Raw genomic sequence first — 12,375 nt, 5'->3', positions numbered from 1 at the left:
CGCCCACCGAACTCAAGCTAATTGCACAAATAATTCGCACACCGCGTAAAACGGGTCTACGCGGTCATTACCGTTGCCCATAATAGGCGTCCGGCCCGTGCTTGCGCAGGAAATGCTTCTCCAGCAGGTAGTCGTCGATGGGCTTTAAATGCGGGTTAATGCCGCAGGCAATCCACGCCATGCGCGCGACCTCTTCCATTACCACCGCGTTATGCACCGCGTCAGCGGCGTCTTTTCCCCAGGCAAAGGGGCCGTGCTGATACACCGCTATCCCCGGCGTATGCAGCGGATCGGCGTCGCCCAGGGTTTCAATAATCACCCTGCCGGTATTCAGCTCATAGTCTTCCCGTACTTCCTGTTCGGTTAACGCGCGGGTGCAGGGAATATCTCCGGCAAAGTAATCCGCGTGGGTGGTGCCCAACGCCGGGATCGCCCGTCCTGCCTGCGCCCAGGCGGTGGCATGGGTTGAATGGGTATGCACCACACCGCCGAGGGCAGAATAACGGCGGTACAGCGCCAGATGCGTGGCGGTATCTGAGGAAGGATGAAGACACCCGTGCAACACTTTGCCGCTGAGATCGACAATGACGATATCGTCAGGCGTCATGGTTTCATACGCCACGCCGCTTGGTTTGATCGCCACCCAGCCGCGTTCGCGGTCAATGGCGCTGACGTTGCCCCAGGTAAAGGTCACCAGCCCGTAGCGCGGCAGCGCCATATTAGCGTCGTACACCTGCTGTCTGAGTCGTTCCATTATACCGCCTCCTGTAAACCGGCCCGCGCCATGCGCTCACGTACCCAGTCCCGCGCCCTGATCACGTCGGCTGCCGGATCCGCGGCCGTTTCGCTCCACATCTCAATCAGATATGGCCCGCAATAGCCGCTCTGCCTGAGGGTGGCGAAGCAACGCTCAAAATCCACTACGCCCTCGCCAAAGGGCACGTTCTTAAACTCACCGGGACGGGTATCCTTAATATGCACGGCGACGATATGGCCGATCCCCGCCTGTAATTCCATTTGCACGTCGTTATCCCACGCCGACAGGTTGCCGATATCCGGATAGAGCTGGAACCAGGGGTTGTTCAGGTAATGGGCGTAGCCCAGCGCTTTGCTGATGGAGTTCATCAGCGGGTAGTCCATGATCTCCATCGCCAGCGTCACCTGGGCGCGGCTCGCCATCACCACGCTCTCCTTCAGCCCGTCACGAAAGCGTCGCCGCGTTTCATCATTTGCCTGCTGGTAATAGACGTCGTAGCCCGCCAGCTGGATCACGCGGATACCCACGTCCTGCGCGAACTGGATGGCTTTACGCATGATCGCAAGCCCCTGCTGACGCACGCCGTCATCTTCACTGCCAAGGGGAAAGCGGCGGTGCGCGCTCAGGCACATGGACGGCACCCGCACGCCGGTTTCGGCAATGGCACTGACCAGCGCCAGCCGTTGCTCACGGCTCCAGTCAAGGCGCGAAAGCCGGGCGTCGGTTTCATCCACGGACATTTCCACAAAATCAAAACCCAGCGTTCTGGCAAGCTGCAAACGTTCAGCCCAGCACTCCCCGGCGGGGAGCGCTTTTTCATAGATGCCGAGCGGCACCTGTTTCGACAACATAGCCGCTCCTTAGCCCCACAGCTGTGCGATGGTGCGTTTGAACTGGCGGGCGGCTTCCACCGGCGAGGCGGCATCGCGGATGCTGCGCCCGGCAATAAAGACATGGATGGGAATGCCCTGGAACAGCGGCAGATCCTCCAGCGCCAGCCCGCCGGTGACCGTCACCTTAAAGCCCATCTCCGCCAGCCGTCTGATGGCGGCAATGTCCGACTCGCCCCAGGCCACGCCCGCCGCCTGCGCATCCCGGCTGCGGTGATACACCACCTGCCTGATACCAGCATCGCGCCAGCCCTGCGCCTGCTCCCAGGTCCAGTAACCGGTCAGCTCAATTTGCACGTCGCCGTTAAACTCCTGCGCCACGTCCAGCGCGCCTCTGGCGGTATTCAGATCCGCACAGCAGATCACCGTCACCCAGTCGGCATTCGCCTCGAAACACATGCGGGAGAGGATTTTCCCGGCGTCAGCGATTTTGGCGTCCGCCAGCACGATTTTGTGCGGATAGAGCGCCTTGAGATCGCGCACGGCGCGTACGCCTTCGCCAACACACAGGATGGTGCCGACCTCAATAATATCCACCTCTTCGGCAATCAGACGGGTGGTTTCATAGGCGTGGGAGAGCGTCTGGTTATCCAGCGCCACCTGCAACATAGGTAATGCCATAGTAAGTCCCTCTTAAACGGCCGCCGCATCAGCGGCATCAATGAGATCCAGCACATCCTGCGCAGTGCGACAGGCCCGTAAGCGGTCGAAATTGGCTTCATCATCAAACAGGTTGACGATCTGCATGATGCCCACCTCCTGATGAGTGTTGGCGTCCACCGCCGCCATAGTGATGAGGATATCCACCGGATCGTTATCCTCATGGTTAAACACCAGCGGAGTTTTCAGCGTCACCAGCGAAAACCCGGTGCGCCTGACGCCCTCTTCCGGGCGGCCATGGGGCATGGCAAGGCCGGGCGCGATGACAAAATACGGGCCGAACTGCGCCACGCCGTCGAGAATGGCCTGGTAATAGCGTGGTTCCACCACGTCAGCGGCCACCAGCAGATCGACGCCGATTTTCACCGCTTCCTGCCAGCTGCTGGCCTCGGCCTGCAAACGAATGGACTTATTTTCCGCCAGCGAATCACGTAATTTCATGGCGCGTCCTTACTTCAGATCCTGGGGAAAGTGCGCGGCTATCACTTCCATCAGCTTTGGCCCGAAATCAGCGGGCGACAGCATATTGCGCACGCCGACCACGTATTTGTTGCCGCTGACGCTGATTTCACCGGCAATATGGGTGGAGGCGATAATCACGTCCGCCCCGCCCAGCTCGCTTTTGTATTCGCCCACGGCGCAGCTGTTCACGCTGTGATCCACGCCCTGCTGGGTCAGGAACTGATCCACTTTCATTTTCATGATCATGGAACTGCCCTGCCCGTTACCGCATACCGCCAGAATTCGTACAGTCATTACGTAACTCCTTTTATTAGGCAGAAGGTTCTGCCAGAGGGTGTTCTGCATCTTCTTCCGCACGCAGCGCCCGTCCTGCGAAGAACATGTATGCCAGCGCAATCAGGATGATGACGCCCATAAACCACAGCCCTAGCGTGAAGCCCTGCATCATTGGCGGCGCCAGAATCGACCAGTCCGCCATACCCATCCACGCGCTCATGCCGGTGAGTTTTACCGCCCACACGCAGCCAAAGATTTCGATCATGCCTATCACCAGGCAAATTTTGAGCGCCGCCCGCCAGCCGCCGAAATGGTTGGCGAACACACCGATAGTGGCGTTAGAGAAGAACATCGGGATAAAACCGGGAATGATCAGAATGGAAGAGCCGCAAGCCAGCAAAATGCCTACCGCAATCAGCTGACCAACCGTGCCCCACATAAAGCCCCACACCACCGCGTTGGGCGCGAAGCTGTAGATAGCCGCGCAGTCGATAGCCAGCACGGCGCCGGGGATCAGCCGCTGGGAGATACCGTTAAACGCTTCGGAGAGTTCGGCGACGAACATCCTTACGCCCTGCACGATAATGAAAATCGCCACCGCGAACTGAAAACCCGTCTGCAGGATATAAATGGTCCAGTGGATTTTACCGGCCATCGCCTGTACCACATCAAGCCCAAAGGAGAGCAAAATCGCGCCGAAAAACACGGTCATCACGATGGCGGTAGAAACAATATTGTCGTGGAAAATATTCAGCCAGCCGGGCAGTTTCAGATCCTCCACGCTCTCCTCTTTTTTGCCGAGGAAAGGGGCGAGCTTGTACGCCAGCCAGGAGGCAAACTGCTGCTGATGGCCGATGGAAAAACCGCAGTTGTCGGTTACCTGCTGTGTGGGCTTGTACATCATGTTGGAGGTGATCCCCCAATAGAGCGACACCAGTACCGCCGTGCAGATAATGGTGGTCCACATCGGGTAGCCGAGGATAAAGAAGAACACGGCGATAAGCCCGGCCTGCTGAAACATAATGTGGCCGGTGAGCATAATGGTGCGAATGCCGGTCACCCGGCGGAACAGCACATATAAAATGTTTAACGCCAGCGCCAGCAACACCGCATATCCCACCCAGCTGTAGGCGTCTCCCATGCGTTCAATGGTGGCCATCATTGAGGCGTAGGTGTCCGAGATAGCCCCATTAATGCCGTACACCTCCGACATTTTTGCCACCACCGGTTTAAAGGTGCTGGTGAGAATGCCGGATCCCGCCTGTAAGAGCATGAAGCCGATAATGGTTTTTATCGTGCCTTTGACGATCACGCTGACGCTTTTACGCAGCAGGATGTACCCCAGGCAGGTGACGATACCCAACAGCAACGGGGCGTTGGTCATGACCTGGTTAAAGAAAACGGTAAAGACGCTGTAGAGGATCTCCATAACTCTCTCCGGAGGGTAAAGGGCACCGGGCATCGGTACCGGGTGTGCGCACACTCTAACAATCAAAAATAATCATAAAAAGATTGCATTTGATTATTTGTGATGCGCCGCGCAATTTATTTCCCCATACCAAGAGTGGCTATTCGTCATGGCAAAAAATTAATATCATTTACAGAGAGATATAAAAAAGACATCTGGTCCTTCGCGATATAAACTGCACAAAACCTGAACGATCATCGCACATTTTCTGTAAAACCCCTCGTTGCATTGCTGAAAAAAGCGTGACAACATGAATCACAACAAATCATTTTATGATTACATTTGACATAAAAAGCGAGGAGTACAGAATGCGCAAAGTGGAAAGCATCAGCCGCGAATCATGGATCCTCAGCACTTTTCCGGAATGGGGAAGCTGGCTGAATGAAGAAATCGAGCAGGAGCAGGTGGCGCCGGGCACCTTTGCCATGTGGTGGCTCGGCTGTACCGGCATCTGGCTAAAGTCAGAGGGCGGCACAAACGTCTGCGTGGATTTCTGGTGCGGCACCGGCAAACAAAGCCACGGCAATCCGCTGATGAAAACCGGCCACCAGATGCAGCGTATGGCGGGGGTGAAAAAGTTACAGCCGAATCTGCGCACCACGCCTTTCGTGCTCGATCCTTTCGCCATCCGCGAGATCGACGCGGTGCTCGCCACCCACGATCATAACGATCACATCGACGTGAACGTGGCGGCGGCGGTCATGCAAAACTGTCCGCAGACGGTGCCCTTTATCGGGCCGCAGACCTGCGTCGATCTGTGGGTTAGCTGGGGGGTGCCGCACGAGCGCTGCATCGTGGTGAAACCGGGCGACGTGGTGAAGATAAAAGATATTGAGATCCATGCCCTTGACGCTTTTGATCGCACGGCATTGATCACCCTGCCCGCGGATCAGCAAGCCGCCGGGATCCTGCCGGACGGCATGGATGAACGCGCGGTGAACTACCTGTTCAAAACGCCGGGCGGCTCGCTCTACCACAGCGGGGATTCGCACTACTCGAACTATTATGCGAAGCACGGCAATGACCATCAGATCGACGTGGCTCTCGGCTCGTACGGCGAAAACCCGCGCGGCATTACTGACAAAATGACCAGCGTGGATCTGCTGCGCATGGCGGAAGCGCTGAACGCCAAAGTGGTGATCCCCTTTCATCACGACATCTGGTCGAATTTTCAGGCGGATCCGCAGGAGCTGCGCGTGCTGTGGGAGATGAAAAAAGATCGCCTGCAATATGGCTTCAAACCCTTCATCTGGCAGGTGGGCGGTAAATTTACCTGGCCGCTGGATAAAGACAAATTTGAATATCACTACCCGCGCGGCTTTGACGACTGCTTTACCATTGAGCCTGATTTACCGTTCAAATCCTTCCTGTGATCGCCACAGGTTTCGCGTCCGGCGGCCTGTGCTGCCGGGCCGGCATTTTTTTATTAACGCTTAGTAATCGCAGGCTATTTCAAATATCATCTAAAAAAATCATTACCAATCGGAATAGCTCATGACAGAAGCGCAACGACATCAAATTTTGCTGGAACTGCTGGCGCAGACGGGCTTTATCACCGTCGAGCAGGTGATGGCGCGGCTGGATGTCTCCCCTGCCACCGCGCGCCGGGACATCAACAAGCTCGACGAGAGCGGCAAGCTGAAAAAGGTGCGCAACGGCGCGGAAGCCATCAGCCAGCAGCGCCCGCGCTGGACGCCGATGAACATTCATCAGGCGCAAAATCTGGATGAGAAGGTGCGGATCGCCAAAGCGGCGTCGCAACTGGTTAATCCGGGGGAGAGCGTGGTGATCAACTGTGGTTCCACCGCTTTTTTACTGGGCCGCGAAATGTGCGGCAAGCCGGTGCAGATCATCACTAATTACCTGCCGCTGGCAAATTACCTGATCGATCAGGAGCACGAAAGCGTGGTGATCATGGGCGGCCAGTACAATAAAAGCCAGGCCATCACCCTCAGCCCGCAGGGCAGTGAAAACAGCCTGTATGCGGGACACTGGATGTTTACCAGCGGAAAAGGCTTAGCCGCCGACGGGCTGTATAAAACGGATATGCTGACCGCCATGGCGGAGCAGAAGATGCTGAACGTGGTGGGAAAACTGGTGGTGCTTGTGGACAGCAGCAAAGTAGGCGAACGTGCCGGGATGCTGTTCAGCCGCGCCGATCAAATCGATATGGTGATCACCGGCAAACAGGCTAACCCTGACATCATCAGACAGCTTGAAAGCCAGGGCGTGCAGGTGATGTGCGTTTAAAGGTGCGCGCGGAAGAAATCGACGGTAGCGTCCAGCGCAACGGGCGTAATGCGATGTTTCACCCCCGCTTCCCATACGCAGGTTAGCTGCTGATCCAGCCCGGCCTGCGTCAGCGCCTGCTGTAATCGCCAGGTTTCGACTGCCGGAACGACGTCGTCCTCCTCGCCGTGCCACAGCAACAAGGGCCGGTCTGCCAGACGGGGTAAATGCCGGGAAACCTCCCAGTCGGCAAGCGGCGCTATAGCCTGTTGCAGATCCGCAGGCGGAAACAGCGTGCGGGCAAGGGTCGTAAAATAGCCGGATCCCATCAGGCTGGCGACGCATTTCACTTCCGGATGCCGCGTCATGATGCCCAGCGCCGTCATGCCGCCCATCGACGCGCCGCCCACCGCCAGCCGTGCCTCCTTAATCAGCCCGGCGTCGTAAAGCGCCCGTTGCAGCGGATCAAATTCCAGTAAATTGCTGTGCAGGATCTGCCAGAACTGCCCGAGCCGCGCCGTGGCGTCGCCGTTAAAGCGCGCGCCGTGATCCCGCGCGTCCGGCATCACCACCCTTATGCCCGCCTGCGCCAGCGCGACGGCAAAATAGCTGTACACCAGTTTCGATGAGCTAAAGCCGTGGTAAAACACCACCGTCGGCAGCGGCTGAGCGCGCTGTCCGGCGGGCGTGGCGTGAAGGGTTTCAATGCCGGCAAACTGCCGCGTTTCCAGTTCAATCATCAGGCTCTCCTGCTTTATTTTGCCGATATGCCACGCAGGGTGACGTCACACAAACCACAATCGACGATGTTTTGCCATAATGGTGAGACGTCCATTACGCTTTCGGGTGATTTTTAGTCAAAAATCACGTTTCAGATAACATTTCGGGAACATTCCCCCAAAGGGAAATTCACGAGGAACTACACTATGCCAATCAGGAAACGAGAAACAACAATGAGCCGGTTCGCCCCTGTTGTACTGGCATTATTACTGAGCGGCTGTAGCGCATTACAGGGTACACCGCAGCCCCCGCCTCCGGCGAAGAGTGAGCCGCAGGAGATCAGCCGCAATCAGACTGAAGGTTTACAGCGTTTAGGCACCATCAGCGTGATGGTTAAAGGCTCTCCGATGGATGCGGAGGCGGAAATCAAAGCCAAAGCCGCCGCAGCTAAAGCGGATTATTACGTCATTCTTCTCAATGACGATACTGTTTTTACCGGCCAGTGGTATTCACAGGCCATTTTGTATCGTCAGTAACGGCGCATTGTTTTTTAAGGTTGATTTACACTGCTTTGCACCTTTAGACGTATTCCTGTGCACAATAAATTCGATGCTTCGGCAAGGGAGAGGATTTATACGCGATGGATTGCCCTGCCATGACTCAGGGTAACGTTAAATGGAGCTGACAAATGAAACGATCGCTTGCCTTAACCACGCTGCTGCTCTCACTGGGTTTAGTGAGCACAACGGCGCAGTCCGCCGAATTCGCCAGTGCCGATTGCGTCACCGGGCTTAATGAAATCGGCCTGATCTCAGTAAATAATGTTTATGGCAGTGCACAGGATGTGGAACGGGTCATCGCCTTTAAGGCGGATGAGCAGGGCGCGTCCTGGTATCGCATTATTGCGATGCAGGAGGATCGACGGGCCGATAACTGGCGCGTGCAGGCCATACTTTATGCGTAGCTCTCCGAAGCCACCTTTAATGGTGGCTTTTCTTTTTGTTGGTTTTTAATTACCCTACTGTTAATAAGTCAATAATTTCTTGTTACTTTTTGTTACATAGATTCACTAAATATTAGCGCGTAGCTGCCGTTGAACGACGCACACCTTTCGATCAATGGATATTTTATGAACGCGTCTTTTCGCCATGCCGGTCTGGGCACCAGGCTTTCTCTGATGACAGGCGTGAGCGTTGCTGTGCTTTTCCTGTTGTTCACCTTCCTGATGAGTCGTAACGCCAGCCAACAGCTCGAAACCCTCGCCGTTGAAGATCTTCACAGTCAGTCCACCGGTGTAGTGGATATGGTCGAGATGTTCAATACCAGCCTCAGTGAAGAAGTTGAGAGCTACACGCGTTTATTCACCAGTTTTATTCCGCAGCCGATCAGCGTGGATACCACGCAAACCCGCACTATTCAGGGCATAACGGTGCCGCTGCTAAAAGGCGGTGAGATTGAGCTGCACGAAAATAATGCCGTACCGGACGATTTTCTGAACCGTACCGGCGCTATTGCGACGCTGTTCGTGCGCAGCGGCGATGATTTCGTGCGCGTGGCGACCTCGCTGCGTAAAGAAAACGGCGATCGCGCCATCGGCACAAAGCTGGACAGCGCCAGCCCGGCGCTGGCTCCCGTCATGCGCGGCGAGGCCTATCGCGGCCTGGCATTGCTGTTCGGCAAACGCTATATCACCCAGTATCAGCCGGTAAAAGACGCCAGCGGCAATATCATCGCCATTCTCTTCGTCGGCGTGGATATCAGCCGTTCCTGGGGCATCATGCGCGATAAGATCCTGCAACGCCGTCTCGGCGAGAGCGGACATTTCTACGTACTGGATCGCAACGCCGGTAAAAATTATGGCAATTACCTGTTCCATCCGCGTGAAGAAGGCAAGCGCCCGCAGTGGGATGACGCCACGCAGAAAGCGCTGCTCGGCAGCGAATCCGGCACGCTGGCGCGCACCGACGCTGATGGCCGTACGCGGATGATGTCGTGGATCGCCCTGCCCGGCTGGAACTGGACGATTGTCGGGGAAGTGGACAAAGCCGTGCTGCTGCGCGATGTGAACACCATGCGCAATCAGTTCCTGATCGCAGGCGTGGTGATCTCGCTGCTGTTTGCCGCGCTCTTTGTGGTGATCATCCGCCGCTGGCTGACCCGCCCGCTGCGGGATGTTATTCAGCTGGCGCAGCACTACGCCTCGGGCGATTTACGCGCCACGCTGGCAGTGAAAAGCAAGGATGAAGTGGGCCAGCTGATCGAGGCCATTAACGGCATCGGTCACGGTCTGCAAAACATGGTGCATCAGGTACGCGAAGCCGCAGGTGAGATTAATCAGGGCACCACCACCCTGGCCGCCGACAGCGGAGAGATCACCGAGCAGATCAACAAGCAGGCCAGCAGCGTGGAAGAAACCTCCGCCAGCATGGAACAGCTGGCGGCCACGGTACAGCAAACCGCGGAAAACATGGATCAGACCCAGCGTCTGGTGCATGACACCTCTGGCGCTGTGCAGCAGGGCGGCCAGACCGTCAGCCGCGCGGTGGCGACCATGAACGATATTCGTGACGCCTCCCAGCGTATCGCCGCCATTACTCAGGTCATTGAATCCATTGCCTTCCAGACCAACATTCTGGCGCTGAACGCCGCCGTGGAAGCGGCGCGGGCAGGCGAGCATGGCAAAGGGTTCGCCGTGGTGGCGCAGGAAGTGCGAGCGCTGGCGGCGCGCAGTGCGCAGGCGGTGAAAGAGATCGAGGAGCTGATCGCCGATACGCTGGCGAAAGTGTCGGAAGGCCACGCCCTGTCAGAACAGACGCAGAAGGCGATGTCGGCGATCATCGATCATATGGGCAACATTAATCAGCTGGTGACCGAGATTAACCACGCCTCACGGGAACAGTCTGCCGGTATCGGCCAGGTGAATCTGGCGATGACGCACATTGGCGAAGCCACGCACATCACCGCCGATCGTGCATCACGCAGTGAAGATATTGCCCGCACGCTGCGGGAAAAAGGCAGCCATCTGAGCCAGCTGGTCAGCCTGTTCCGCCTTTAACCCACGCCGCCCGTGGCGCGCGACAGCAGGTGATTCTGCACCTGCTCGTTTATCAGCGCGCCGCCACGGGTATCCAGCATCATCTGACACCAGGCCTGCGCCAGCGGCGGCGATGCGTGGCGCAGCATCTGCGCCCCGGCCGCCAGCCGGTAAAGCTGTTGCGCGATCTCCCGGGCCCGGGCTTCCTGAGGTTTGCGCAGCAGCCGCTGCAACTGCCGCCAGGCACGGTCGAAATGCCGATCCTGGCCCTTCACCTCCCCGAACGCCTGCGCCAGCAGATCCATCACGCCATGCTGTTTTGCCAGCACGCGCAGCACGTCCAGACACATGATATTCCCGGAACCTTCCCAGATGCTGTTGACCGGCATTTCGCGGTACAGGCGCGGCAGTTCACTCTCCTCGCAATAACCAATGCCGCCAAGCACTTCCATCGCTTCCGCCACAAAAGGAATACCTGCCTTACAGACGGCGAATTTCGCCACCGGCGTGAACAGTCGCGCCCACAGCGCCGCCTCGGGATCGGTGCGGTGATCCAGCGCGCCCGCCAGATGGAACAGAAACGCGGTCTGCCCTTCCAGCTGTAACGCCATCCGGCTGAGCACGTCACGCATCAGCGGCTGATCGACCAGATTTTTGCCGAACGCCTGGCGCTGGTGCGCATGATAGAGGGCCACGGAAAAGGCGCGGCGCATCAGGCCGTGGCTGCCCAGCGCGCAGTCAACGCGCGTCAGTGCGCCCATTTTGAGTATCTGCCGTACGCCGTCCCCCTCCTCGCCCAGCAGCCAGCCGCAGGCGTCATGGAATTCCACTTCGCTGCTGGCGTTCGAGCGGTTGCCGAGCTTGTCTTTCAGCCGCTCAAGGCGTACGCCGTTGCGCGTGCCGTCCGGCAGAAAACGCGGCACGAAGAAGCAGGACAGACCGCCGCTGGCCTGCGCCAGCACCAGATGCGCATCACTTTGCGGCACCGAGAAAAACCATTTATGGCCCACCAGCCGGTAAACATCACCGCTTTTTTCCGCCCGCGTGGTATTGCTCAGCACGTCGGATCCGCCCTGCTTTTCCGTCATTCCCATGCCGATCAACAGGCCACGTTTTTGCGCGCCGGGCAGGACATACGGATCGTAGCGATCGCTTAACAGCGGTTTTAACCAGTCGCGAAACGGCGCGGGCAGCGTCTGTTGCAGCAGCGGCGTGGCGGCAAAGGTCATGGTTACCGGGCAAAGGGTGCCCGCTTCCACCTGCGCATGCAGCACAAAGCGCGCCGCGCGGGCGACGAACGATCCCGCCCGCGCCTCATCTTCCCACGCCAGATTATGTACCCGGTTGGCGCACAGCCCCTGCATCAGCAGGTGCCAGGCCGGGTGGCAACGGACATCGTCCAGCCGCTCGCCGGTGGCGTCATAGCGCAGCAGTTCGGGTGGGTTAACGTTAGCTAAACGCCCCAGTTCAAGAGACTCCGCCGTGCCTAGTTGTTGACCGATACTTGCCAGCAGCTCGGCGTCCCAGCCCGCGCCTTCACGGGCCACGGCGTCACGCAACGAGGCGTCTGAAATAAAAAGATTGCTGTTATTGAGCGGCAACGGCTGATTAAAAACGGTGTGGGTTTGCCAGCGCATTCTGTGTCCCTCCTTCATTGGCATCGCCGGTAAGTATGGATAGCGGTAAGGTTTTTGGTCCGGAGCTTTATCACAAAAGCGCCATCCGCCCCCACAGACGCCGTCCGGCCGCCCGGATCTCTTCTTTATCAGAAGCCCTTTCAGTTGCCGTATCTGAACTATGATTGATTTGCAACTGCTGTGGGGAACGTGACCATTGCACATCAATTCTGTGCTCACTGATGAGCTATACGGGGTAATTG

Annotated in this window: 13 protein-coding genes; 5 read left to right on the top strand and 8 right to left on the bottom strand. The window is 57.5% G+C overall.

Translation table 11 applies throughout. The features are described 5' to 3' along the window. Positions 1 to 67: 67 nt before the first annotated feature. From ACQUTD_RS16655 to ulaA, 6 genes are read right to left on the bottom strand one after another with little or no spacing between them, the layout of a single operon-like run. Complete coding sequence (locus ACQUTD_RS16655) at positions 68 to 754, bottom strand: L-ribulose-5-phosphate 4-epimerase (protein ID WP_473276813.1); 687 nt, start codon at positions 752 to 754, stop codon at positions 68 to 70. Then, entirely contained in the window at positions 754 to 1,608 is an 855-nt protein-coding gene (locus tag ACQUTD_RS16650; RefSeq protein WP_473276814.1) for an L-ribulose-5-phosphate 3-epimerase, read from the bottom strand. Before ACQUTD_RS16650 ends, ACQUTD_RS16655 begins: the two co-directional genes overlap by 1 nt. A gap of 9 nt (positions 1,609 to 1,617) precedes the next feature. Next, entirely contained in the window at positions 1,618 to 2,268 is a 651-nt protein-coding gene (locus ACQUTD_RS16645; protein ID WP_072570300.1) for a 3-keto-L-gulonate-6-phosphate decarboxylase UlaD, read from the bottom strand. Positions 2,269 to 2,280: 12 nt separating this feature from the next. Further along, positions 2,281 to 2,748 carry a PTS ascorbate transporter subunit IIA gene (ulaC, locus tag ACQUTD_RS16640; RefSeq protein WP_321988494.1) on the bottom strand — a complete coding sequence of 156 codons (468 nt, stop codon included), beginning with the start codon at positions 2,746 to 2,748 and terminating at the stop codon, positions 2,281 to 2,283. A 9-nt stretch (positions 2,749 to 2,757) separates the two neighbouring features. Continuing rightward, on the bottom strand, positions 2,758 to 3,063 hold the full coding sequence (gene ulaB / locus ACQUTD_RS16635; RefSeq protein ID WP_072570298.1) for a PTS ascorbate transporter subunit IIB: 306 nt from the start codon (positions 3,061 to 3,063) through the stop codon (positions 2,758 to 2,760). Between the two features lie 16 nt (positions 3,064 to 3,079). Then, positions 3,080 to 4,474 (bottom strand): PTS ascorbate transporter subunit IIC, encoded by a 1,395-nt coding sequence (gene ulaA / locus ACQUTD_RS16630; protein WP_473276815.1) that lies wholly within the window; start codon positions 4,472 to 4,474, stop codon positions 3,080 to 3,082. Positions 4,475 to 4,821: 347 nt separating this feature from the next. On the opposite strand from ulaA, the gene ulaG reads away from it, so the two are divergent. Both ulaG and ulaR read left to right on the top strand, forming a co-directional pair. Further along, entirely contained in the window at positions 4,822 to 5,886 is a 1,065-nt protein-coding gene (ulaG, locus tag ACQUTD_RS16625) for an L-ascorbate 6-phosphate lactonase (protein ID WP_473276816.1), read from the top strand. A 121-nt stretch (positions 5,887 to 6,007) separates the two neighbouring features. Continuing rightward, positions 6,008 to 6,763: an HTH-type transcriptional regulator UlaR gene (gene ulaR / locus ACQUTD_RS16620; protein ID WP_072570295.1), complete on the top strand. Its 756-nt coding sequence runs from the start codon at positions 6,008 to 6,010 to the stop codon at positions 6,761 to 6,763. Here the strand turns inward: ulaR and yjfP are convergent. Next, a complete protein-coding gene (yjfP, locus tag ACQUTD_RS16615; RefSeq protein ID WP_473276817.1) occupies positions 6,760 to 7,482 on the bottom strand; it encodes an esterase in 723 nt (240 codons plus the stop codon). The genes ulaR and yjfP overlap by 4 nt on opposite strands. 186 nt (positions 7,483 to 7,668) lie before the next feature. On the opposite strand from yjfP, the gene bsmA reads away from it, so the two are divergent. The 3 genes from bsmA to ACQUTD_RS16600 all read left to right on the top strand — a co-directional run bounded on the left by bsmA (position 7,669) and on the right by ACQUTD_RS16600 (position 10,517). Continuing rightward, positions 7,669 to 7,998: a biofilm peroxide resistance protein BsmA gene (gene bsmA / locus ACQUTD_RS16610; protein ID WP_072570293.1), complete on the top strand. Its 330-nt coding sequence runs from the start codon at positions 7,669 to 7,671 to the stop codon at positions 7,996 to 7,998. A gap of 152 nt (positions 7,999 to 8,150) precedes the next feature. Further along, positions 8,151 to 8,426 carry a DUF1471 family protease activator YjfN gene (gene yjfN, locus ACQUTD_RS16605; RefSeq protein ID WP_072570292.1) on the top strand — a complete coding sequence of 92 codons (276 nt, stop codon included), beginning with the start codon at positions 8,151 to 8,153 and terminating at the stop codon, positions 8,424 to 8,426. Positions 8,427 to 8,591: 165 nt separating this feature from the next. Next, positions 8,592 to 10,517, top strand: coding sequence for a methyl-accepting chemotaxis protein (locus tag ACQUTD_RS16600; RefSeq protein WP_072570291.1), 1,926 nt, complete (start codon positions 8,592 to 8,594; stop codon positions 10,515 to 10,517). Here ACQUTD_RS16600 and ACQUTD_RS16595 read toward each other — a convergent pair. Further along, the gene (locus ACQUTD_RS16595; RefSeq protein WP_473276819.1) at positions 10,514 to 12,133 is read right to left on the bottom strand and encodes an isovaleryl-CoA dehydrogenase; all 1,620 of its coding nucleotides are present in this window, start codon (positions 12,131 to 12,133) and stop codon (positions 10,514 to 10,516) included. The genes ACQUTD_RS16600 and ACQUTD_RS16595 overlap by 4 nt on opposite strands. Positions 12,134 to 12,375: the final 242 nt, after the last annotated feature.

The organism is Enterobacter sp. K510, assembly GCF_055804875.1.
This window is presented reverse-complemented; position numbering and strand designations above follow the sequence as displayed.

Excerpts from the sequence above, each read along its gene's own strand:
- yjfP (WP_473276817.1), bottom strand. The coding sequence starts at position 7,482 with ATGATTGAACTGGAAACGCGGCAGTTTGCCGGCATTGAAACCCTTCAC.
- ulaB (WP_072570298.1), bottom strand. The coding sequence starts at position 3,063 with ATGACTGTACGAATTCTGGCGGTATGCGGTAACGGGCAGGGCAGTTCC.
- ACQUTD_RS16645 (WP_072570300.1), bottom strand. The coding sequence starts at position 2,268 with ATGGCATTACCTATGTTGCAGGTGGCGCTGGATAACCAGACGCTCTCC.
- ACQUTD_RS16655 (WP_473276813.1), bottom strand. The coding sequence starts at position 754 with ATGGAACGACTCAGACAGCAGGTGTACGACGCTAATATGGCGCTGCCG.
- ulaG (WP_473276816.1), top strand. The coding sequence starts at position 4,822 with ATGCGCAAAGTGGAAAGCATCAGCCGCGAATCATGGATCCTCAGCACT.
- ulaC (WP_321988494.1), bottom strand. The coding sequence starts at position 2,748 with ATGAAATTACGTGATTCGCTGGCGGAAAATAAGTCCATTCGTTTGCAG.
- ACQUTD_RS16650 (WP_473276814.1), bottom strand. The coding sequence starts at position 1,608 with ATGTTGTCGAAACAGGTGCCGCTCGGCATCTATGAAAAAGCGCTCCCC.
- ACQUTD_RS16600 (WP_072570291.1), top strand. The coding sequence starts at position 8,592 with ATGAACGCGTCTTTTCGCCATGCCGGTCTGGGCACCAGGCTTTCTCTG.
- ulaR (WP_072570295.1), top strand. The coding sequence starts at position 6,008 with ATGACAGAAGCGCAACGACATCAAATTTTGCTGGAACTGCTGGCGCAG.
- bsmA (WP_072570293.1), top strand. The coding sequence starts at position 7,669 with ATGCCAATCAGGAAACGAGAAACAACAATGAGCCGGTTCGCCCCTGTT.
- yjfN (WP_072570292.1), top strand. The coding sequence starts at position 8,151 with ATGAAACGATCGCTTGCCTTAACCACGCTGCTGCTCTCACTGGGTTTA.
- ACQUTD_RS16595 (WP_473276819.1), bottom strand. The coding sequence starts at position 12,133 with ATGCGCTGGCAAACCCACACCGTTTTTAATCAGCCGTTGCCGCTCAAT.
- ulaA (WP_473276815.1), bottom strand. The coding sequence starts at position 4,474 with ATGGAGATCCTCTACAGCGTCTTTACCGTTTTCTTTAACCAGGTCATG.